The organism is Pseudomonas sp. RtIB026 (genome assembly GCF_016861355.2).
Taxonomy (GTDB): domain Bacteria; phylum Pseudomonadota; class Gammaproteobacteria; order Pseudomonadales; family Pseudomonadaceae; genus Aquipseudomonas; species Aquipseudomonas peradeniyensis.
Map to the genome: position 1 here is coordinate 2,385,749 of NZ_AP023348.2, position 20,464 is coordinate 2,406,212.

Consider the following 20,464-nt stretch of genomic DNA (forward strand, 5'->3'; position numbering starts at 1 on the left):
AAGGACACCTCCATGGACACCAAACTGCTCGATATCCTGGCCTGCCCGATCACCAAGGGCCCGCTCAAGCTCAGCGCCGACAAGACCGAGCTGATCAGCAAGGGCGCGGGCCTGGCCTATCCGATCCGCGACGGCATCCCGGTGATGCTGGAAAGCGAGGCGCGCACCCTGACCGATGAAGAGCGCCTGGACAAATGAGCCTGGACTTCACCGTGGTGATTCCCGCCCGGCTGCGCTCCACGCGCCTGCCGGGCAAGCCATTGCTGCCGATCGCCGGCAAGCCGATGGTCCAGCATGTGTGGGAGCAGGCGCGCAAGAGCAGTGCCAGCCGCGTGGTCATCGCCACCGACGACACCAGCATTGTCGAAGCCTGCCAAGCGTTCGGCGCCGAAGTGCTGCTGACCCGCGCCGACCACGAGTCGGGCACCGATCGCCTGGCCGAGGTGGCTGCCCAGCTGGGCCTGGCCGCCGATGCCATCGTGGTCAACGTGCAAGGCGACGAGCCGCTGATTCCGCCAGTGATCATCGACCAGGTGGCGGCCAACCTGGCGGCGCACCCGGAAGCCGGCATCGCCACCCTGGCCGAGCCGATCCACGCGCCAGAAACCATCTTCAATCCCAACGCGGTCAAGGTGGTCAGCGACAAGCACGGCCTGGCCCTGACCTTCAGCCGCGCGCCGCTGCCCTGGGCCCGCGACGCCTTCGCCAAAAACCGCGACCAGTTGCCGGAGGGCGTGCCCTATCGCCGCCATATCGGCATGTACGCCTACCGCGTGGGCTTCCTCCAGGACTTCGTCGCCTGGGGCCCGTGCTGGCTGGAGCAGACCGAATCGCTGGAGCAGCTGCGCGCCCTGTGGCACGGCGTGCGCATCCATGTCGCCGACGCCATCGAGGCACCGGCCGTGGGTGTGGACACCCCTGAAGACCTGGAGCGCGTACGGCGCTTGCTGGAGGCCTGATGCGCGTTTTGTTCGTCTGCCTCGGCAATATCTGCCGTTCTCCGACCGCCGAAGGCGTGCTGCGCCACCAGCTCGAGGCCGCAGGCCTGGGTGATGTGGTGCAGGTGGCCTCCGCCGGCACCGGCGACTGGCATGTCGGCAAGGCGCCCGACAGCCGTACCTGCAAGGCCGCCCTGGCCCGTGGCTACGACCTGTCGCGCCAGCGCGCCCAGCAGGTCAAGGCGGCGCACTTCGCCGAGTACGACCTGGTCCTGGCCATGGACAAGAGCAACCTGGGCCACCTGCAGGCCCTGCGCCCGCACAACGCCAAGGGCGAGCTCGACCTGTTGCTGCGCCGCTATGGCGCGGCCCTGGACGAAGTGCCGGACCCTTACTACGGCGGTGTCGAAGGCTTCGAGCAGGTCCTGGACCTGATCGAGGCGGCCTGCCGCGAGCTGGTCGTGGAAATCAAGGGGCGGTTATGACGACGCACTGGCAGGAGCGGGTGTCGCTCAAGCCCTACAACACCTTCGGCATCGATGTCAGTGCCCGCTACTTCACCCAGGCCCATGACGACGACGAAGTCCGCCAGGCCCTGGCCCAGGCCGCCGAGCGGCAGGTGCCGGTGCTGGTGATCGGCGGCGGCAGCAACCTGTTGCTGTCACGCGATGTCGAGGCCCTGGTGCTGCATATGGCCAGCCGTGGCCGACGCCTGCTCAGCGACGACGGCGAGCGGGTGGTGGTCGAGGCCGAGGCCGGCGAGCCCTGGCACCCGTTTGTGCAGTGGAGCCTTGGGCAGGGGCTGTGCGGGCTGGAAAACCTCAGCCTGATCCCCGGCACCGTGGGCGCCGCGCCGATGCAGAACGTCGGTGCCTATGGCGTGGAGATCAAGGATGTGTTCGCCGGCTTGACCGCGCTGGACCGCGAGACCGGCGAGCTGCGGGACTTCTCGCTGGAGGACTGCGCGTTCGGTTATCGCGACAGCCTGTTCAAGCGCAGCCCCGGGCGCTGGCTGATCCTGCGCGTGCGCTTTGCCTTGAGCCGCACCTTGCAGGCACACCTGGACTACGGCCCGGTGCGTCAGCGCCTGGCGGAGCAGGGCGTCGAGCAGCCGAGCGCGCAGGCGATCAGCGACGCGATCTGCAGTATCCGTCGGGAAAAGCTGCCGGATCCGGCTGAGCTGGGTAACGCTGGGAGCTTCTTCAAGAACCCCGTGGTGCCCGCTGAATTGGTCGAGCGCATCCGTGCCGGGCACCCTGGCGTGGTGGCCTATCCCCAGGCCGATGGCCAGGTGAAGCTGGCGGCCGGCTGGCTGATCGAGCAGGCGGGGTGGAAAGGCTATCGCGATGGCGATGCCGGGGTGCACCGCTTGCAGTCGCTGGTGCTGGTGAACTACGGCCAGGCGAGCGGGGCGCAGTTGCATGCCCTGGCTCGGCGGATCCAGGCGGATATCCTCGAGCGCTTCGGGGTCGAGCTGGAGATGGAGCCGAACCTGTACTGATGGGCTGGCCTGTGCCGGCCCTATCGCGGGGCAAGCCCGCTCCCACGCCACCGTCCCGCGGCTGAGAGGGACTGCGTGGGAGCGGGCTTGCCCCGCGATCACCGGCGAAGCCGGTGCCATCCAAATCGACAAAGAAAAAGCCCCGCCAGTTCGCACTGGCGGGGCTTTTTCATTCAGCCGAGGCTATCAACCGTGATGAGGCTTGTGCTCATCAGCGGTTTCCAGGGCTTCGGCCGGGGCAGCGGCGGCCAGGGCAGCGGCGGCTGCTTCGGCTTCACGCTTGCGGCGACGCACTTCACGCGGGTCGTTCGGCGCACGGCCGTTCGACAGCATGATGGTGGACGGCTCGACTGGCGCTTCTTCGGCAACCACGGCTGGCGCAGGCTCGGCCACCGGGGCTTCGACCACTTCAGGCTGGGCTTCGACGGCTTCGACCACCGGAGCAGGCTGCTCGGCGACTGGCGCCTCGGCTTCGACCACTTCGGCAACCGGTGCCTTCTCGATCTCGCCCGCTTCCACCACAGGGGCTTCCACGACCGCTGCAGGCTCGACGGCTGCCTCGACAACGGCGGCGGCCGGCTGCTCGGCGGCGGCTTCTTCAACCACTGGCTGCGGCGCCACTTCAACTACAGGCTCGATGCTTGGCTCGGCGGCGACCACAGGCTCGCTGACAGGCTGCTCGACCACCGGGGCGATGGCGACCTGCTCGGCCACGACTTCGGTGATTTCCACCTGGGTCTCGGCGACAGCGGCGCTGGCGCGTTCGGCCTGCTGGTTGGCTTCGGCCTCGGCGTCAGCGCTAATGTTGCTGGTGGCGACAGCGGCGATGACGGCAGTGCCGGCGGCCAGTTCGGCACCCAGCTCGGTGGCCTGGTGCTGTTGTGGCTGCTCTTCGCCGGCGTCTTCGTCGCTGCCTTCGATCAGCTCGCCATTGGCGTTGCGCTGGCGCTCACGACGGTTGCTGCGACGACGCTGGCCACGGGAACGACGGCGCGGACGCTCGCCATCGGCACCTTCCTGCTCGTCCTGCAGCAGCTCTTCGTTCGGCAGTTCTTCCTCGGCGAGCTCGGCAACCTGTTCGGCGGCTTGCACCTCAGGGCGCAGCTGGCGCTCTTCGCGTGGAGCGCGTTCCTCGCGTGGGGCACGCTCTTCGCGAGGGGTACGTTCTTCACGTGGAGCGCGTTCTTCGCGAGGGGCACGTTCTTCACGTGGAGCACGCTCTTCGCGAGGGGCGCGTTCTTCACGTGGAGCGCGTTCTTCGCGAGGGGCACGTTCTTCACGTGGAGCACGTTCTTCACGTGGTGCGCGCTCTTCACGGGCTACGCGTTCTTCGCGTGGCGCACGCTCTTCACGCGGGGCGCGTTCTTCGCGGGCAACCGGCGCGGCGTCCAGCGGCTCGCGCAGTTCGCGCACACGCTCTTCGCGGTTGCCGCGGCGGTCTTCACGCGGCTGACGCGGTTGACGCTCTTCACGTGGCGCGCGTTCTTCACGCGGGGCACGCTCTTCGCGAGGCTGACGCTCTTCACGCGGGGCGCGCTCGCCGCGCTCTTCGCGTGGCTTGCGATCTTCTTCGCGACGGCCGTTGCGGTTGCGGCTCTGCTGGCGACCGTTGCGACGCTCTTCATTGCGTGGCGAGCGCTCGGTGGCTGGCTTCTCGGTGGCGGCGGCCGGTGCGGCGGCGGGCTCTTCCTTGCCGGCGAACAGGCTGACCAGCGACTTGACCAGGCCCTTGAACAGGCTCGGCTCGGCGGCGGCAGGGGCAGCGACCGGCGCGGCAGGGGCAGGCTGTTCTTCAACGGTGGCCGGAACCGGTGCGTTGGCACGGGCCGGCGCGGTCTTGACCGCGGCTTCCTGGCGCACCAGGGTGCGGGTGGCGGTCGGCTGCGGCGCTTCTTCGGTCTCGGCCGAGGCGATCTCGTAGCTGGACTGGTTGGTCAGCACGTCCGGGTTGTCGTCGCGCAGGCGCTGGACTTCGAAGTGCGGGGTTTCCAGGTGATCGTTCGGCAGGATGATGATGCGTGCGCGAGTACGCAGTTCGATCTTGGTGATCGAGTTGCGTTTCTCGTTGAGCAGGAAGGCGGCCACCGGGATCGGCACCTGGGCGCGCACTTCGGCGGTGCGGTCCTTCAGCGCTTCTTCCTCGATCAGGCGCAGGATCGCCAGCGACAGCGACTCGACGTCACGGATGATGCCGGTGCCGGAGCAGCGCGGGCAGACGATGCCGCTGCTTTCGCCCAGCGATGGGCGCAGGCGCTGACGGGACATTTCCAGCAGGCCGAAGCGCGAGATGCGGCCCACCTGCACGCGGGCACGGTCGGCCTCGAGGCATTCGCGCACGCGTTCTTCGACGGCGCGCTGGTTCTTGGCCGGGGTCATGTCGATGAAGTCGATGACGATCAGGCCGCCGATGTCACGCAGGCGCAGCTGGCGGGCGATCTCTTCGGCCGCTTCCAGGTTGGTCTGCAGGGCGGTTTCTTCGATGTCGCTGCCTTTGGTGGCGCGCGCCGAGTTGATGTCGATGGACACCAGGGCTTCGGTCGGGTCGATGACGATCGAGCCGCCGGACGGCAGGTCGACCACGCGCTGGAAGGCGGTTTCGATCTGGCTTTCGATCTGGAAGCGGTTGAACAGCGGCACGCTGTCTTCGTACAGCTTGACCTTGCTGGCGTACTGCGGCATTACCTGGCGGATGAAGGTCAGGGCTTCTTCCTGGGCGTCGATGCTGTCGATCAGCACTTCGCCGATGTCCTGGCGCAGGTAGTCGCGGATGGCGCGGATGATGACGTTGCTTTCCTGGTAGATCAGGAACGGCGCGGCGCGGTCTTGCGAGGCTTCCTTGATGGCGGTCCACAGCTGCAGCAGGTAGTCGAGGTCCCACTGCATTTCTTCGCTGCTGCGGCCCAGGCCCGCGGTGCGCACGATCAGGCCCATGTCGCCCGGAACGGTCAGGCCGTTCAGCGCTTCGCGCAGTTCGTTGCGCTCTTCGCCTTCGATGCGGCGGGAGATGCCACCGGCGCGCGGGTTGTTGGGCATCAGCACCAGGTAGCGGCCGGCCAGGCTGATGAAGGTGGTCAGGGCGGCGCCTTTGTTGCCGCGCTCTTCCTTCTCGACCTGGACGATGACTTCCTGGCCTTCGCTCAGGACTTCCTTGATGTTGACCCGGCCTTCAGGGGCTTTCTTGAAGTATTCGCGGGAGATTTCCTTCAGCGGCAGGAAGCCGTGACGGTCGGAGCCGAAGTCGACGAAGGCGGCTTCGAGGCTGGGCTCGATCCGGGTGATCTTGCCTTTGTAGATGTTGGCCTTTTTCTGCTCACGGGCGCCGGACTCGATGTCCAGGTCGTAGAGACGTTGGCCGTCCACCAGGGCTACACGCAACTCTTCGGGCTGAGTTGCGTTAATCAGCATTCTTTTCATGTTGTACCGTCGGTTTCCGGGCTGCCGGAAACGGCGTGCGGCACACACGACTTCTCAGGGTCGGTGCCAAGGTGCGCAAAGGGTGGCGGGCCACCCCCGTGTCTGGCGACGTTCGGCACCAGCCGGTTGCCCAGCCTGCCGTTGTCGCGACGACGCGTCCTGTTTTGCGGTGCCAAAAGACCTGTCGAGCTTTTCGAAGGTTATCCGAATCAATCGAGCGGGCCTGGTGCACTCAGTCAGGAGGAGGAATCAACCGGTCGGCCGTGGACGCCACTAGGGCGTCTGTTGAGGACCTTGTCCGCTCATCGCCCGTTGAGTGGGGCGCTGGGGCGGGTTCGGTGCCACACGGTCCGAGGGCTGTGCATCTCCACCCTGCACGTATCCCTTGAAAATTCGGTGCTGCCGCGCGCTGAATCCGCAACGGGTTGCATTTTTCGCCAGCCCGGTTCCGGGCTGGCGCCATAACATATCCAAGGCAGGAATTTCCGAGGCATTCGCCCAAATGCGCGGAGACGACGGTGGCGGGCAGAGGTACGGCGAAAAGAATCGGGTAAGCAGGTGAAACACCGCACTTGTCGTTTTTTTTCGGTCTTCTCTACACAGCGCTGGTGGCGATTCCAGGCATTTAGTTAAACTGGCGAACGCTCCGTAGGACGGCCTCGCGTCCTCGGGAATTGCGATGGTCAGGGCCGGCGTAGAGCCTGGTGCCGCTGGCCTGCCGCTTTTGGCGGCGTTCGCGACTATAGCAGCAATGATTAAGTGCTTCAATTCCATAAAAAATTGTTATGATCCCGCCATGACGACCAATACCCCCCCGACTTCCGGCGTTCAGCTGATCGAAGTCCCGCCGGAGCTTGCCGGCCAGCGCATCGACAATTTCCTCATCACGGCCCTCAAGGGCGTGCCCAAGACCCTGGTCTACCGCATCCTGCGCAAGGGTGAGGTGCGGGTCAACAAGGGCCGGATCAAGCCTGAGTACAAGCTGCAGGCCGGCGATATCGTGCGCGTGCCGCCGGTGCGCCTGCCCGAGCGCGACGAGCCGGCGCCGGTGGCCCAGGGGCTGCTGCAGCGCCTGGAGGCCGCGATTGTCTACGAGGACAAGGCGCTGATCGTGATGAACAAGCCGGCCGGCATCGCCGTGCATGGCGGCAGCGGCCTGAGCTTCGGCGTGATCGAGGCGCTGCGCCAGTTGCGCCCGGACGCCAAGGAGCTCGAGCTGGTGCATCGCCTGGACCGCGACACCTCGGGCCTGCTGATGATCGCCAAGAAGCGCAGCATGCTGCGCCACCTGCACGCCGCCCTGCGCGGTGATGGCGTCGACAAGCGCTACATGGCGCTGGTGCGCGGCCACTGGCCGACCTCGAAGAAGCAGGTCAACGCGCCGCTGCAAAAGAGCAACCTGCGTTCCGGCGAACGCATGGTCGAGGTCAATGACGAGGGCAAGGACGCGCTGACGATGTTCCGCGTGCTGCGCCGCTTCGGCGAGTTCGCCACCATCGTCGAGGCGCGGCCGATCACCGGGCGTACCCACCAGATCCGCGTGCATACCCTGCATGCCGGGCACATGATCGCCGGCGACAGCAAGTACGGCGATGAAGACTTCAGTCGCGAGATTCGCGAGCTGGGCGGCAAGCGTCTGTTCCTGCATGCCTACCAGCTGACCGTGCCGCTGCCCGACGGTGGCGAGCTCAAGCTCGAGGCGCCGGTGGACGAGATGTGGGCCAAGACCATCGAGCGGCTGGCGTCCTGATCCATGAATAAAAGTTATGACCTGCTGATCTTCGACTGGGACGGCACCCTGGCCGACTCCATCGGGCGCATCGTCGAGGCGATGAACGTGGCCGCCGGGCGTGCCGGCGAGGTCGCCAGTAGCGACGAGGCGGTCAAGGGCATCATCGGCCTGGCGCTGGGGGAGGCGATCGCCACCCTGTACCCGCATCTTGATGTGCCGCAGGTCGAGGCGTTCCGTCAGCACTACGCCGACGTGTACATGGCGCTGGACCAACAGCCGTCACCGTTGTTCGACGGCGTGGTCGAGTCGCTGGAAGCGTTCCGTGCCGAGGGCTATCGCCTGGCGGTGGCCACCGGCAAGGCGCGACGCGGCCTGGATCGGGTGCTCAAGGCCAATGGCTGGGAAGGTTATTTCGATATCACCCGGGCGGCCGACGAAACCCGTGGCAAGCCGCATCCGCTGATGCTCGAAGAAATTCTCGCCCATTGCCGGGTCGAACCTGGACGGGCGCTGATGGTCGGAGATTCGGCGTTCGACCTGCAGATGGCCAGCAATGCCGGCATGCATTCGGTTGCCGTGGGCTACGGCGCCATGTCGCTGCAGGCCCTGGCCGAATTCGGTCCGCAAGTGTGCATCGAGCATTTTTCCCAGTTGCGCGAATGGCTGGCCGAGCCTGCGCAGATCAATTTCCAAGGTAGGTGAGCATGACTGACGAATGGAAGGCGCCCGAGCCAGATGACACCGGCGAGGAGCGCAAGAGCTGGAAGCTGCTGGAGAAGACCTTGCTGGCCGGCGTCCAGGAGCAGCGCCGGGCGCGGCGCTGGGGGATCTTCTTCAAGCTGCTGACCTTCGTTTACCTGTTCGGCATCCTGTTCCTGTTCACGCCGTTGATGGATGTGGACAAGGCGGCCTCGCGCAGCGGCAACCATACCGCGCTGGTTGAGGTGCGCGGGGTGATTGCCGACCAGGAGCCGGCCAGTGCCGACAATATCGTCAAGAGCCTGCGCGAGGCGTTCAAGGATCCGAAGACCAAGGCCGTGGTCATGCGCATCAACAGCCCGGGCGGCAGTCCGGTGCAGTCGGGCTACGTGTATGACGAGATCCGTCGCCTGCGCGCCGAGTACCCGGCCATCAAGCTATATGCGGTGATCGCCGACCTGGGTGCTTCCGGCGCCTACTACATCGCCAGCGCCGCCGACGAGATCTATGCCGACAAGGCCAGCCTGGTCGGCTCCATTGGTGTCACCGCGGCCGGTTATGGCTTCGTCGGGACCATGGACAAGCTGGGGGTGGAGCGTCGTACCTATACGGCTGGCGAGCATAAGGCGTTCCTCGATCCGTTCTCGCCACAGAAACCCGAGGAGACCGCGTTCTGGCAGGGTGTGCTGGACACCACTCATCGCCAGTTTATCGCCATGGTCAAGCAGGGGCGGGGCGAGCGTTTGAAGGACAAGGAGCATCCGGAGCTGTTCAGCGGGCTGATCTGGTCCGGCGAGCAGGCCAAGGTGCTGGGGCTGGTGGATGGGCTGGGCAGTGCCAGCTATGTCGCCCGCGACATCGTGGGTGAGAAGGAGTTGGTTGACTTCACCGTTCAGGAGTCGCCGTTCGATCGCTTCTCCAAGCGCATCGGTGCCAGCGTGGCTGAGCGCCTGGCGCTGTACATGGGCTTCCAGGGGCCTTCGCTGCGTTGAGCTGAAGGTTCATCGTCGTGGATCGGTCCAAGATGCAGGGGTCGCTTTGCGACCCTTTCGCGGCACAAGGCCGCTCCTACAGGGGTCACGCTCGTCTGTAGGAGCGGCCTTGTGCCGCGAAAGGGCTGCAAAGCAGCCCCGGCAATTCCAAGTCAGGCGCTAATTTTTAATGCCTTGAGAGGGCTGGTGCTCAGGGCACCCGCACACCTTCCTTGTGCAGCATGTCCACCAGTCTAATCAGAGGCAGCCCGATCAGGCTCGTGGCATCGCAGCCATGGGTGCTCTGGAACAGGCTGACCCCCAATCCCTCCGCCTTGAAGCTGCCGGCGCAGTCCAGCGGCTGCTCGGCCGTCACATAGCGCTCCACGCGCTCCCGATCCAGCTCGCGCATCGTCACGGTAAACGGCACGCAATCGACCTGGCAGTGGCCTGTGGCGCTGTTCAGCAGCGCCAGCCCGGTGAGGAAGGTGACCTGCTGCCCGCTGGCCTCCAGCAACTGCTCGCAGGCGCGTTCGAAGGTGTGGGGCTTGCCGAGGATCTGCTCGCCCAGCACCGCCACCTGGTCGGAACCAATGATCAGGTGGTCGGGGTGGCTGGCGGCCAGGGCTTCGGCTTTCTGTCGGGCCAGGCGGCGGACCAGCTCGACGGCGGGCTCGCCATCGAGGCGCCGTTCGTCAAGGTCGGGGCTCGCCCAGGTGAAGGGCAGGCGCAGGCGGGTGAGCAGTTCGCGGCGGTACGCAGAGCTGGAAGCCAGTAACAAGGGAAGCATGGTAGACTCCTGGGCAATTACCCCGAATTCTAACATGCGAGATGACACCTAATTTCCTTTGACAGGGAGGGGGTGCATCCCTAGAATGCTGCGCCTATGTTGAATGACCCGATTCCACCTCACGTTGACCCGCGCAAATTGGCTGATCGTGGCGTAACCCTCGAAGGTTCGCTGCAACTCGCTGATTTGGAAAGACTCTGCGACCCGCTTTCCGACAATGTCGGTACGGTGCAGGCGAAGTTCGATTTTGAACGAGATGAACAGCACGTGGTGGTTATCCACAGCGCGCTGGATGTCGAAGTCAAGATGGTTTGCCAGCGTTGTCTTGAGCTGGTCACCCTGCCGATCCACAGCGAATGTACATACGCCGTGGTGAAGGAGGGTGCGAACACCCAGTCGTTGCCGAAAGGCTATGACGTGCTGGAACTGGGCGAAGATCCTTTGGATCTGCAGGCGTTGGTCGAGGAAGAGCTGTTGCTCGCCCTGCCGATCGTGCCTGCTCATCATCCGGAAGAATGCCAGCAGCCGGCGGGACTCGATGAGCCCGAGCCGAGCAAGGACGAGGTATCGCGGTCCAACCCGTTCAGTGTATTGGCGCAGTTAAAGCGTGACCCAAACGTTTAGGAGTTAATCAATTATGGCTGTTCAGCAGAACAAAAAATCCCGCTCTGCCCGTGACATGCGCCGTTCGCACGACGCCCTGTCGGCAGAAGCTCTGTCGGTAGAGAAGAGCACCGGTGAAGTACACCTGCGTCACCACGTATCGCCAGAAGGCGTATACCGTGGTCGCAAAGTGATCGACAAGGGCGCCGACGAGTAATCCTTGTCCGCTCAGATCATCGCGATCGACGCAATGGGCGGGGACTTCGGTCCCCGCAACATTGTCCAGGCTAGCATTGCCTGCCTTTCGGCTACCCCCTCGCTGCACCTGACCCTTGTCGGTCAACCCTCCCTCCTTGAAGATCTCGTCAGTGGCCTTGCGGCTGCGGATCGCGCGCGCCTGCAGATTGTTGCGGCCAGCGAAGTGATCGGCATGGACGAGCGGCCATCGCAGGCGTTGCGGGGCAAGCCGGACTCGTCGATGCGCGTCGCCCTCGAACTGGTGCGTGATGGCAAGGCCCAGGCCTGCGTGAGTGCCGGCAATACCGGTGCGCTCATGGCCCTGTCGCGCCTGGTGCTCAAGACCCTGCCTGGTATCGATCGCCCGGCGATGGTGGCGGCGATTCCGACCCAGGCCGGCTACTGCCAGCTGCTCGACCTCGGCGCCAATGTCGATTGCAGCGCGGAAAACCTCTACCAGTTCGCCGTGATGGGCTCGGTGGCCGCCCAGGCCCTGGGCGTGCATCGGCCGCGGGTGGCGCTGCTCAATATCGGCACCGAGGACATCAAGGGCAACCAGCAGGTCAAGCTGGCCGCCAGTCTGCTGCAGAACGCCCGGGGCCTGAACTACATCGGCTTCGTCGAGGGCGACGGGCTGTACCGTGGCGAGGCGGACGTGGTGGTGTGCGACGGTTTCGTCGGCAATATCCTGCTCAAGTCCAGCGAAGGCCTGGCAACCATGATCGGTGCGCGCATCGAGGCGTTGTTCCGCGGCGGGCTGCTGGCGCGGGCGGCGGGGGCCATGGCCCTGCCGTTGCTCAAGCGCCTGCAGGCCGACCTGGCGCCGGCGCGACACAATGGCGCAAGCTTCCTGGGGTTGCAGGGCATCGTCATCAAGAGCCATGGTTCGGCGGGCGTGCAGGGCTTGCAGAGCGCGATCCAACGCGCGCTGATCGAGATTCAGGAGAACCTGCCGCAGCGCCTGCATGGGCGCCTCGAAGACCTGTTGCCCTGAGTGGCGTGGGGGCGGGCTTGCCCCGCGATGAGGCCATGACTGGAAATACAAAGCCTTTGGGCATGTCGCCCATGAAGTGCTTAAATGTGACCGCTTGGTCCGCCGCTCCATCCAAGCTTTCAGATTGCGCGCCCGGCCCACGGCCCGGCGCACCCTATCCGACGACAAGATCATAAGGGCTTGTTCAATGTCTGCATCCCTCGCATTCGTCTTTCCTGGTCAAGGTTCCCAGTCGCTGGGCATGCTCAAAGAGCTGGGCGCCGAAAAACCGGTAATCGTCGAGACCTTCAAGGAAGCGTCCGAGGCCCTGGGCTATGACCTGTGGAAACTGGTCCAGGAAGGCCCGGAAGAACAACTCAACCAGACCGACAAGACCCAGCCGGCCATCCTGACCGCCTCGATCGCCCTGTGGCGCTTTTGGCTGGAAGAGGGTGGCGCGCAGCCTGCGTTTGTCTCCGGTCACAGCCTGGGTGAATACAGCGCCCTGGTCGCCGCTGGCAGCCTGTCGCTCAAAGACGCCGTGCGCCTTGTCGAGCGCCGCGGTCAGCTGATGCAGGAAGCCGTGCCGGCCGGTCACGGCGCCATGGCCGCGATCCTCGGCCTGGACGACGCGGTGGTGGTCGAAATCTGTGCCAAGGCCGCCGAAGACCAAGTGGTCAGCGCGGTGAACTTCAACTCCCCTGGCCAGGTGGTCATCGCCGGCAACAAGGCGGCGGTGGATCGCGCCATGGAGCTGTGCAAAGAGGCCGGCGCCAAGCGCGCCCTGCCGCTGGCGGTCAGCGTGCCGTCGCACTGCGCGCTGATGAAACCGGCCGCCGAGCGTTTCGCCGGGTCGGTCAACGCCATCGAATGGAAGGCCCCGCAGATCCCGGTGGTGCAGAACGTCACCGCCGCCATCGCCGCTGACCTCGACGCTCTCAAGCACGATCTGCTGGCACAGCTGTACCAGCCGGTACGCTGGGTCGAGTGCGTGCAGGCCCTGGCCGAGCGCGGCGCGGTGAACCTGGTCGAATGCGGTCCGGGCAAGGTCCTGGCCGGCCTGAACAAGCGTTGCGCCGACGGCGTGACCACCTACAACCTCAACACCCCAGACGCCGTCGCCGCCACCCGTGCGGCGCTGGCCTGAATTCGGAGAAGCTTGCATGAGCCTGCAAGGTAAAGTTGCACTGGTCACCGGCGCCAGCCGTGGTATCGGCCAGGCCATCGCCCTCGAGCTGGGCCGTCAGGGCGCGACCGTGATCGGTACCGCCACCACCGCGTCGGGCGCCGAGCGCATTGCCGCCACCCTGAAAGAGCACGGCATCAACGGCACCGGCCTGGAGCTGAACGTCACCAGCGCCGAGTCCGTGGAGGCGGTGCTGGGCGCCATCGGCGAGCAGTTCGGCGCACCGGCCATCCTGGTCAACAACGCCGGCATCACCCGCGACAACCTGATGCTGCGGATGAAGGACGACGAGTGGTTCGACGTGATCGACACCAACCTCAACAGCCTCTACCGTCTGTCCAAGGGCGTGCTGCGCGGCATGACCAAGGCCCGCTGGGGTCGTATCATCAGCATCGGCTCGGTGGTGGGTGCCATGGGCAACGCCGGCCAGGCCAACTACGCCGCCGCCAAGGCCGGCCTGGAAGGCTTCAGCCGTGCCCTGGCCCGTGAAGTGGGCTCGCGTGGCATCACAGTCAACTCGGTGACCCCGGGCTTCATCGACACCGACATGACCCGCGAACTGCCAGAAGCGCAGCGCGAGGCCCTGCAGAAAGAGATTCCGCTGGGCCGCCTGGGCCAGGCCGAGGAGATCGCGAAAGTGGTTTCCTTCCTGGCTTCCGACGGCGCAGCCTATGTCACCGGCGCCACCGTGCCGGTGAACGGCGGGATGTACATGTAAAAACCGCAACTCAATGTGACGGATTGCTTCAAAAAAGAGTCATACTGCGAGCCTAAAATCCGTTATAAAGCTGCAACCAGATTCCGGGCAGAGGGCCCGGTGGCCTGGTGGAAGGCGCGTTACGCTTGAAAAGCAGGCGTCTTCCTATAAACTTGGTCACCGGCCAGCTGCCTGACATATGTCCATTAGGAGTGAAAACTAGGTATGAGCACCATCGAAGAACGCGTCAAGAAAATCGTCGCCGAGCAACTGGGCGTCAAGGAAGATGAAGTGAAGAACACCTCTTCCTTCGTTGAGGACCTGGGTGCCGATTCGCTTGACACCGTTGAGCTGGTGATGGCTCTGGAAGAGGAATTCGAGACCGAAATCCCTGACGAAGAAGCCGAGAAGATCACTACCGTTCAAGCTGCCATCGACTACGTCAACGCCCACCAGGCCTAAGACGTTTCAGTCGACGCTACTTGTCGGGAAAAACCGCACTGCCGTCGCCGGCGTGCGGTTTTTTCTTTGCAAGCCCTGCAATCAGCGGAGTCTGTTGCCAGGCCATTGGCCGCGCCAGTGCACTGGCAAGAGACTCTGTAATTTGGAAATGAGGAGAGTACTGTGTCGCGTAGACGCGTCGTGGTCACTGGTATGGGTATGCTGTCGCCACTGGGTACCGATGTACCGAGCACCTGGCAGGGCATTCTGGCTGGCCGCAGTGGCATCGGTCCGATCGAGCATACGGATCTGTCTGCCTACTCCACCCGTTTTGGCGGCTCGGTAAAGGGCTTTGAAGTCGAGCAGTACCTGTCGGCCAAGGAGGCCCGCAAGCTCGACCTGTTCATCCAGTACGGCCTGGCGGCCGGCTTCCAGGCGGTGCGCAACGCCGGCCTGGAAATCACCGACGCCAACCGCGAGCGCATCGGCGTGGCCATGGGCTCGGGCATCGGTGGCCTGACCAACATCGAAGAGACCAGCAAGACCCTGCACGAGCAGGGGCCGCGCCGGATCTCGCCGTTCTTCGTGCCGGGCTCGATCATCAACATGATCTCCGGCTTCCTGTCGATCCACCTGGGTCTGCAAGGGCCGAACTACGCGATCGCCACCGCCTGCACCACCGGCACCCATTGCATCGGCATGGCCGCGCGCAACATCGCCTACGGTGAAGCCGACGTGATGATCGCCGGCGGCGCCGAAATGGCCGCCTGCGGCCTGGGCATGGGCGGCTTCGGCGCGTCCCGCGCGCTGTCGACCCGCAACGACGAGCCGGCCCGTGCCAGCCGTCCGTGGGACAAGGGCCGTGACGGCTTCGTGCTGTCCGACGGCGCCGGTGCCCTGGTGCTCGAAGAACTGGAGCATGCCAAGGCCCGTGGCGCCACCATCTACGCCGAGCTGGTCGGTTTCGGCATGAGCGGCGACGCCTACCACATGACCTCGCCGCCCGATTCCGGCGAAGGTGCCGCCCGCTGCATGGCCAACGCCCTGCGCGATGCCGGCATCCAGCCTGAGGACGTCAGCTACATCAACGCCCACGGCACCTCGACGCCGGCCGGCGACATTGCCGAAGTGGCCGCGATCAAGCGCGTGTTCGGCGAGCACGCCTACAAGCTGGCGGTCAGTTCGACCAAGTCGATGACCGGCCACCTGCTCGGCGCCGCCGGCGCGGTGGAGGCGATCTTCAGCGTCCTGGCGATCAACAGCCAGATGGCGCCGCCGACCATCAACCTGGACGAGCCCGACGAAGGCTGCGACCTGGACTTCGTGCCGCACCAGGCGCGCAGCATGCCGATCGACGTCGTGCTGTCCAACTCGTTCGGCTTCGGTGGCACCAACGGCTCGCTGGTATTCCGTCGGTTCGCCGACTGATGCACAGCTGGATCGATGGCCAGGACGCGGCTGCGGTCAATCTGCAGAATCGTGGCCTGGCCTACGGCGATGGCCTGTTCGAGACCATTGCCGTGCGCGGCGGCAGGCCCAGCCTGCTGGCCCTGCACCTCGACCGCCTGGCGCTGGGTTGCCAGCGCCTGGCGATCGAAGCCGATCTGACGCTGGTTCGCAATGAACTGTTGCAATTCGCCCAGCTACTGGGCGAGGGCGTCGCCAAGCTGATCCTGACCCGTGGCGACAGCCAGCGCGGCTATGCCCCGGTGGCTGGCGCCCAGGCGCGGCGCATTCTCCAGGGCAGCCCCTTGCCGGCTTATCCCGCCGAAAACGCCGAACAGGGCGTGCGCCTGTACGCCTGTCAGACGCGGCTGGCGGAACAACCGCTGCTGGCCGGGCTCAAACACCTCAACCGCCTCGAGCAGGTGCTGGCCCGTGCCGAATGGCAGGATCCGGCGTTTGCCGAAGGCTTGATGCGTGACGGCCAAGGGCGGGTGATCGAAGGGGTGTACAGCAACCTGTTCCTGGTGCGTGACGGCGTGCTGCTGACTGCCGAGCTGAGCCGTTGCGGCGTGGCCGGGGTGATGCGCGCGGCGTTGCTGGAGCAGGCGGCGTTGCTGGGCATTGCCACCCAGGTGCGGGACTTGCCGCTGGAGGCGCTGGAGCAGGCTGACGAAGTGTTCGTCTGCAACAGTGTCTACGGCATCTGGCCCGTGCGTGAATTCGCCGCGCTGAACTGGCCGGCCGGGCCGCTCACCCGTAAACTGCAGGCCGTTGCCCGTACGTTACTGGATACCTGATTCGTGAGACGCAAATTCCTGCTGCTGCTGGAAATGAGTTTGATCCTCGCCGGCCTGGCACTGGGCTGGGCCGCCTGGAAGGTCAACTCGGTCCTGGAGCAGCCCCTGCAAGTGGCGCAGGAGCGCCTGCTCGACGTGCCCAGCGGCACGACGCCCAACCGTATGTTCTATCGCATGCAGGGCGAAGGCCTGCTCGACGATCCGCTGTGGCTGCGCCTTTACTGGCGCTTCAACATGGCGGGCACGCCGCTGCATACCGGCGAGTACCGGGTGACCCCGGGCATGACCGTGGGGCAGCTGTTCGACGCCTGGAAGCGCGGCGACGTGGTGCAGTACAACATTACCCTGGTCGAGGGCTGGACCTTCCGCCAGGTGCGTGCCGCAGTCGCGAAGCACGAAAAGCTCAAGCACACCCTCGAGGGGCTGTCCGATGCCGAAGTGATGGATAAGCTCGGCCATACCGGTGTGTTCCCCGAAGGCCGCTTCTTCCCCGACACCTATCGCTTCGTGCGCGGCATGAGTGACATCGAGCTGTTGCAGCAGGCTTATATGCGCCTGGACGAAGTGTTGGCCAAGGAATGGGCCGAGCGCAGCACCGACCTGCCGTATCGCGACCCGTACCAGGCGCTGATCATGGCCTCGCTGGTGGAGAAGGAAACCGGCATTCCCCAGGAGCGCGGGCAGATCGCCGGCGTGTTCGTGCGGCGCATGCGCCTGGGCATGATGCTGCAGACCGACCCGACCGTGATCTATGGCATGGGCGAGCGCTACAACGGCAAGATCACCCGCGCCGACCTGCGCGAGCCGACCCCCTACAACACCTACACCATGACCGGCCTGCCGCCGACGCCGATCGCCATGGTCGGGCGCGAGGCGATCCATGCCGCGCTCAACCCCAGCAACGGCTCGAGCCTGTACTTCGTCGCCCGCGGCGATGGCAGCCATGTGTTCTCCGATGACCTGGACGATCACAACAGTGCGGTGCGTGAGTTCCAGCTCAAGCGGCGGGCGGATTACCGTTCCAGCCCCGCGCCTGTGCCAAAGGAGTCCACGGATGAACCATCATCCGCGCAACCTGCGGTCAAGTCCGAGGAGGTGCCGGCAGTGCCGGTGGAACCTGCACAGCAGGAGGCTCAGCCGACGGACCAGTCTGTGCCTCAATGAGTCGTTGGACGGAGACCGCCGTCAGGTAGGCGGTGGGGTCGGGAGAGGTTTCTGGTTGCCCGGCCCCAGTGTTCTTTGACTCGGTAATCGAGGCCAGTAGCATTTCCGCTTTAGCCAGGGCAGGGACGCCGCTCTTCTGGGACGCAACTTGGCGAAAAAGTGTAAGCGGTTTATCCGCTAAGAATTCTGCAAAAGAGCCACTGTGGTGCTTGTCATTGCAGCGCTTTGGTTAGGTTATGGGGTGGCGAGCCTTGGGTGGTGGTGCAGTTCTGGCTGGCTATTTTGATAGGGCAGGCTATCCAGGAAAGACTAGAAGGTTCCATTGCTCACTGTGCGTGAGTAGAGCCAGGATCGACGATTCGCATTAGTCTCGTTTGGGATGGCGGTTGCTTTCCTAGTGGTTCAACTATCGTGTATCAGTCGGTGCGGTCTGCGGGCGTATATGAGACTCATGGATATCGTTGCTTCGCCCAAAGCGGTTGTATTGAACGAGCTTTCTCCGGCGAAGGTCTTCAAGCTGGGTTACGCTTTTGGGTCGCTCGCGTATGTTATAGAGTTCAGGGAAAATGGCTGGGTCGTGAGGGATCGCGCTAAAAATGTCGATGCCGTACTCGACAAATACGCGTTTGCCGTAGTCTGAAAGGGCCAGTTTTTTAACTCGTCTGATAATTGTGGCGGCGGCGCGGTAGCCATCATGAACGAGGATTTCCCGGATGAAGCAGTTTGCGGCTCTGATCGCAATTTTCGTTCGGATTGCTTCGCGGTGAGTGTTTGATTGCCATAGGGCAAAAAGATTAGCTAGCCGGGATTGGACGCAGGTGACAGGGTCAATAACTGCTACGGCTACTCCTTCTAGGTCGATGAAAGATAAGTTCTTAAGCAAAACTTTTTCTTCGACGCCTGCAATCTCACCCAAGATATCGACAACAAGATTTTTGTCCTTCTGCCATTCGTACAGGCCAATGGCTAAATTGGGCGTGTTGTCTTCAATAGAGGCTTTGCGGAAATCGATGTTTAGGGCTTGCTGGCAATGTTCGATAGAAGAGCTTTTGCCGATAAAATCTAGGTCGTCGCTGGTCACAAACCCGACTTCTTCGCCTGTCAATTCGTCGATCAGGTACTGTCTCGACCACAAGGCCAGCGATTGACCGCCGACAATGACGAGGTGGTGCTTGGTCACAACCTCTTCAGCTGAAGGCTGGTAGACGCGCTGGATGAGATCGCGAAGCGTTGCAAAGACTTCCGACCGTTCCAATAGCTGCTGGAAAGGAGATAGTGGTTCGGGTGTGCTCAGATCTACAGCCTCAGGTAATTCCTCAGGCTGTGACACGCTTTCAGGCTACCGAAAAGCGTCGAGGGCGTGCGATTGACGCTGCGTTCCCTTTGATGGCTGCTTTAACCGAGTTGGCAGCCATATCCAGAGCGTTACGGTCAGCGCTGTAAACTGCTTGCACTTGCTGCTCTCGCGCCATGTCCTTGAAGGCCACGAGGTTGGAGAAGCTGAGGTTTTGGGCTTGCATGTTGGCGAAATTCATCGCTGTTGCGCCTGTTTTTGCTGGAAGGGTAGACACTCAAAGGGTAACACAAATCGCATTGCTACATCTTGGGTATGTACGATGCCGACGAGCCGCAGGTAATGCATGAGTCAAAGCATAAGTGCTGAATCTGAACCTCGCAAGCTAGGTCGCACGATGCGGCTCAAATGTGCCTGCTTTTGATCTGCCTACAGGCGACCGGGGGCTCTGCCCCCGGTCGCCTGTAGGCAGATCTGATAGCGCATACCGGAAGCCTTCCTTCTATATTGGGCATGTGTCAAGTGAAAGGTCAATCGCTTTTGATCTGGAAATTTGTCAGCATTGCGTGCGATCCATCGTCAAGGGATGTCGGCGAGCGGGAAGGTGTCCCGTCAAGCGTCTTGAGTTGGCAGGGCGGCAGTCAAGGCAGGGCTCTTCAACGGCTCTGCTGAGTAGCCCAGGCCTTGGCCACCTTGTGTTCAAGGTCTGCGATCGTTCCATCATTGACGATCAGGATATCCTGCTCATTCTGCTGTATGCCCGACTCGGAGCTATGTGCGTTGACTCGCAGGGCGTCAGGTCGGCGAACATGCCAGATAACGCCGTTGTGGCTACGCAGGAAGCTGGCTTCGTTCTCGAAACGAATGTCCTTGATGACGATGGTGTTGATCTGCGCTGGCAGGAATGGCAACGGCTTGGGTCGCATCACCGGTCGCAGTGCTCGCTTGAGCAGATAATCCCGGTCCAGCTCAACTGCCTTTTGCGAGATGAAAGCGAACGTGTCCTCGGGCGTGACCTGCCAGAATGGGTCAATTTGCCTTGAGCAATGCGGGTCCCATGTCTGTTGTTCGGTAAAACCAAAGAATGCCTGGGCGGCAAGCCTGATTGGGGCATCGGCTTCTGAGAGTGTTGCCTGGGCCAGTGGTTGCGCAGATTGTGGTTGTGGCTCGATCGCCCGTTCCGCTCGCATCAGCCAGTGGTCTGAGTTGAAGACTCGCATCCATTCGGTACCGACCTGTTGGAAAAACTCGCGTGGGGAACGTGCCCAGTCATCGAGTTTCTGCTCCTTGAGCGCGTCGGCCCAGGTTTCCTCGTCGGTCAGGCCGAACAATGCCTGGCAGCCCATCTTCAGGGGGTCGGCGAGCGCATAGGCAGCAACGCCGGGGTATGCGAGCAGCATCGCGGCGACGGTGTCCTTTCCCGATCTGGCGGGGGCGGCCAGGCCGATAATTTTCCTCACGTAGGCTCCGGTGTCTTCAGTGTGATTGCGCAGGTACAATGGAAGGCTTCGGCCCGATTTTAATTTGTCATAGATGATGTTTGCAAAGATCCAGCGCGGCACATTCACATGTGCAAACCAT

The 20,464-nt window shown here is 63.7% G+C and carries 21 protein-coding genes; 16 read left to right on the forward strand and 5 right to left on the reverse strand.

The features are described 5' to 3' along the window. The first annotated feature begins 12 nt into the window (after window positions 1–12). From PRtIB026_RS10840 to murB, 4 genes are read left to right on the forward strand one after another with little or no spacing between them, the layout of a single operon-like run. Window positions 13–198, forward strand: coding sequence for a Trm112 family protein (locus tag PRtIB026_RS10840; RefSeq protein WP_011532874.1), 186 nt, complete (start codon window positions 13–15; stop codon window positions 196–198). Further along, window positions 195–959, forward strand: a complete 765-nt coding sequence (kdsB, locus tag PRtIB026_RS10845) for a 3-deoxy-manno-octulosonate cytidylyltransferase (RefSeq protein WP_203647554.1) — start codon at window positions 195–197, stop codon at window positions 957–959. The genes PRtIB026_RS10840 and kdsB overlap by 4 nt, the downstream gene beginning before the upstream one ends. Further along, a complete protein-coding gene (locus tag PRtIB026_RS10850) occupies window positions 959–1,423 on the forward strand; it encodes a low molecular weight protein-tyrosine-phosphatase (RefSeq protein ID WP_203647553.1) in 465 nt (154 codons plus the stop codon). Before kdsB ends, PRtIB026_RS10850 begins: the two co-directional genes overlap by 1 nt. Next, complete coding sequence (murB, locus tag PRtIB026_RS10855) at window positions 1,420–2,439, forward strand: UDP-N-acetylmuramate dehydrogenase (RefSeq protein ID WP_203647552.1); 1,020 nt, start codon at window positions 1,420–1,422, stop codon at window positions 2,437–2,439. Before PRtIB026_RS10850 ends, murB begins: the two co-directional genes overlap by 4 nt. Before the next feature lie 186 nt (window positions 2,440–2,625). Here murB and rne read toward each other — a convergent pair whose 3' ends face one another. Continuing rightward, window positions 2,626–5,853, reverse strand: a complete 3,228-nt coding sequence (gene rne, locus PRtIB026_RS10860) for a ribonuclease E (protein ID WP_267813809.1) — start codon at window positions 5,851–5,853, stop codon at window positions 2,626–2,628. Window positions 5,854–6,649: 796 nt separating this feature from the next. Between rne and rluC the strand changes: the two genes are divergently transcribed. The 3 genes from rluC to PRtIB026_RS10875 are packed head-to-tail and all read left to right on the forward strand — an operon-like array spanning window position 6,650 to window position 9,276. Then, window positions 6,650–7,603 (forward strand): 23S rRNA pseudouridine(955/2504/2580) synthase RluC, encoded by a 954-nt coding sequence (gene rluC / locus PRtIB026_RS10865; protein WP_203647551.1) that lies wholly within the window; start codon window positions 6,650–6,652, stop codon window positions 7,601–7,603. Window positions 7,604–7,606: 3 nt separating this feature from the next. Further along, a complete protein-coding gene (locus PRtIB026_RS10870; protein WP_267813810.1) occupies window positions 7,607–8,287 on the forward strand; it encodes an HAD family hydrolase in 681 nt (226 codons plus the stop codon). Window positions 8,288–8,289: 2 nt separating this feature from the next. Next, on the forward strand, window positions 8,290–9,276 hold the full coding sequence (locus tag PRtIB026_RS10875) for a S49 family peptidase (RefSeq protein WP_203647550.1): 987 nt from the start codon (window positions 8,290–8,292) through the stop codon (window positions 9,274–9,276). 190 nt (window positions 9,277–9,466) lie between these two features. Here PRtIB026_RS10875 and PRtIB026_RS10880 read toward each other — a convergent pair whose 3' ends face one another. Next, window positions 9,467–10,045, reverse strand: coding sequence for a Maf family protein (locus PRtIB026_RS10880; protein WP_203647549.1), 579 nt, complete (start codon window positions 10,043–10,045; stop codon window positions 9,467–9,469). A 96-nt stretch (window positions 10,046–10,141) separates the two neighbouring features. Here PRtIB026_RS10880 and PRtIB026_RS10885 point away from each other — a divergent pair, with 96 nt between their 5' ends. From PRtIB026_RS10885 to mltG, 9 genes are all read left to right on the forward strand, one after another. Then, window positions 10,142–10,669, forward strand: a complete 528-nt coding sequence (locus PRtIB026_RS10885) for a YceD family protein (protein ID WP_023630499.1) — start codon at window positions 10,142–10,144, stop codon at window positions 10,667–10,669. A gap of 13 nt (window positions 10,670–10,682) precedes the next feature. Then, on the forward strand, window positions 10,683–10,865 hold the full coding sequence (gene rpmF, locus PRtIB026_RS10890) for a 50S ribosomal protein L32 (RefSeq protein ID WP_028690987.1): 183 nt from the start codon (window positions 10,683–10,685) through the stop codon (window positions 10,863–10,865). A 3-nt stretch (window positions 10,866–10,868) separates the two neighbouring features. Continuing rightward, on the forward strand, window positions 10,869–11,879 hold the full coding sequence (plsX, locus tag PRtIB026_RS10895; protein WP_203647548.1) for a phosphate acyltransferase PlsX: 1,011 nt from the start codon (window positions 10,869–10,871) through the stop codon (window positions 11,877–11,879). Between the two features lie 187 nt (window positions 11,880–12,066). Further along, complete coding sequence (fabD, locus tag PRtIB026_RS10900) at window positions 12,067–13,005, forward strand: ACP S-malonyltransferase (protein WP_203647547.1); 939 nt, start codon at window positions 12,067–12,069, stop codon at window positions 13,003–13,005. 16 nt (window positions 13,006–13,021) lie between these two features. Then, window positions 13,022–13,762 carry a 3-oxoacyl-ACP reductase FabG gene (gene fabG / locus PRtIB026_RS10905; protein ID WP_203647546.1) on the forward strand — a complete coding sequence of 247 codons (741 nt, stop codon included), beginning with the start codon at window positions 13,022–13,024 and terminating at the stop codon, window positions 13,760–13,762. A gap of 204 nt (window positions 13,763–13,966) precedes the next feature. Continuing rightward, window positions 13,967–14,203: an acyl carrier protein gene (gene acpP, locus PRtIB026_RS10910; RefSeq protein WP_028690990.1), complete on the forward strand. Its 237-nt coding sequence runs from the start codon at window positions 13,967–13,969 to the stop codon at window positions 14,201–14,203. Between the two features lie 162 nt (window positions 14,204–14,365). Continuing rightward, window positions 14,366–15,610 (forward strand): beta-ketoacyl-ACP synthase II, encoded by a 1,245-nt coding sequence (fabF, locus tag PRtIB026_RS10915; RefSeq protein WP_050704704.1) that lies wholly within the window; start codon window positions 14,366–14,368, stop codon window positions 15,608–15,610. Further along, entirely contained in the window at window positions 15,610–16,425 is an 816-nt protein-coding gene (gene pabC / locus PRtIB026_RS10920) for an aminodeoxychorismate lyase (protein WP_203647545.1), read from the forward strand. Before fabF ends, pabC begins: the two co-directional genes overlap by 1 nt. Before the next feature lie 3 nt (window positions 16,426–16,428). Beyond that, complete coding sequence (gene mltG, locus PRtIB026_RS10925) at window positions 16,429–17,589, forward strand: endolytic transglycosylase MltG (protein ID WP_244670920.1); 1,161 nt, start codon at window positions 16,429–16,431, stop codon at window positions 17,587–17,589. Window positions 17,590–17,995: 406 nt separating this feature from the next. Here mltG and PRtIB026_RS10930 read toward each other — a convergent pair whose 3' ends face one another. The 3 genes from PRtIB026_RS10930 to PRtIB026_RS10940 all read right to left on the reverse strand — a co-directional run bounded on the left by PRtIB026_RS10930 (window position 17,996) and on the right by PRtIB026_RS10940 (window position 20,451). After that, window positions 17,996–18,919: a hypothetical protein gene (locus tag PRtIB026_RS10930; protein WP_244670919.1), complete on the reverse strand. Its 924-nt coding sequence runs from the start codon at window positions 18,917–18,919 to the stop codon at window positions 17,996–17,998. Between the two features lie 4 nt (window positions 18,920–18,923). Next, on the reverse strand, window positions 18,924–19,124 hold the full coding sequence (locus PRtIB026_RS10935) for a hypothetical protein (protein ID WP_203647544.1): 201 nt from the start codon (window positions 19,122–19,124) through the stop codon (window positions 18,924–18,926). 415 nt (window positions 19,125–19,539) lie between these two features. Beyond that, window positions 19,540–20,451 (reverse strand): deoxynucleotide monophosphate kinase, encoded by a 912-nt coding sequence (locus PRtIB026_RS10940; protein ID WP_244670918.1) that lies wholly within the window; start codon window positions 20,449–20,451, stop codon window positions 19,540–19,542. Window positions 20,452–20,464 lie beyond the last annotated feature (13 nt).

Bases quoted from the DNA above. Each gene is read 5' to 3' on its own strand.
- kdsB (WP_203647554.1), top strand. From the start codon at position 195: ATGAGCCTGGACTTCACCGTGGTGATTCCCGCCCGGCTGCGCTCCACG.
- acpP (WP_028690990.1), top strand. From the start codon at position 13,967: ATGAGCACCATCGAAGAACGCGTCAAGAAAATCGTCGCCGAGCAACTG.
- PRtIB026_RS10875 (WP_203647550.1), top strand. From the start codon at position 8,290: ATGACTGACGAATGGAAGGCGCCCGAGCCAGATGACACCGGCGAGGAG.
- murB (WP_203647552.1), top strand. From the start codon at position 1,420: ATGACGACGCACTGGCAGGAGCGGGTGTCGCTCAAGCCCTACAACACC.
- rne (WP_267813809.1), bottom strand. From the start codon at position 5,853: ATGAAAAGAATGCTGATTAACGCAACTCAGCCCGAAGAGTTGCGTGTA.
- PRtIB026_RS10935 (WP_203647544.1), bottom strand. From the start codon at position 19,124: ATGAATTTCGCCAACATGCAAGCCCAAAACCTCAGCTTCTCCAACCTC.
- PRtIB026_RS10850 (WP_203647553.1), top strand. From the start codon at position 959: ATGCGCGTTTTGTTCGTCTGCCTCGGCAATATCTGCCGTTCTCCGACC.
- fabG (WP_203647546.1), top strand. From the start codon at position 13,022: ATGAGCCTGCAAGGTAAAGTTGCACTGGTCACCGGCGCCAGCCGTGGT.
- fabD (WP_203647547.1), top strand. From the start codon at position 12,067: ATGTCTGCATCCCTCGCATTCGTCTTTCCTGGTCAAGGTTCCCAGTCG.
- pabC (WP_203647545.1), top strand. From the start codon at position 15,610: ATGCACAGCTGGATCGATGGCCAGGACGCGGCTGCGGTCAATCTGCAG.
- PRtIB026_RS10870 (WP_267813810.1), top strand. From the start codon at position 7,607: ATGAATAAAAGTTATGACCTGCTGATCTTCGACTGGGACGGCACCCTG.
- PRtIB026_RS10880 (WP_203647549.1), bottom strand. From the start codon at position 10,045: ATGCTTCCCTTGTTACTGGCTTCCAGCTCTGCGTACCGCCGCGAACTG.
- PRtIB026_RS10840 (WP_011532874.1), top strand. From the start codon at position 13: ATGGACACCAAACTGCTCGATATCCTGGCCTGCCCGATCACCAAGGGC.
- PRtIB026_RS10885 (WP_023630499.1), top strand. From the start codon at position 10,142: ATGTTGAATGACCCGATTCCACCTCACGTTGACCCGCGCAAATTGGCT.
- rluC (WP_203647551.1), top strand. From the start codon at position 6,650: ATGACGACCAATACCCCCCCGACTTCCGGCGTTCAGCTGATCGAAGTC.
- rpmF (WP_028690987.1), top strand. From the start codon at position 10,683: ATGGCTGTTCAGCAGAACAAAAAATCCCGCTCTGCCCGTGACATGCGC.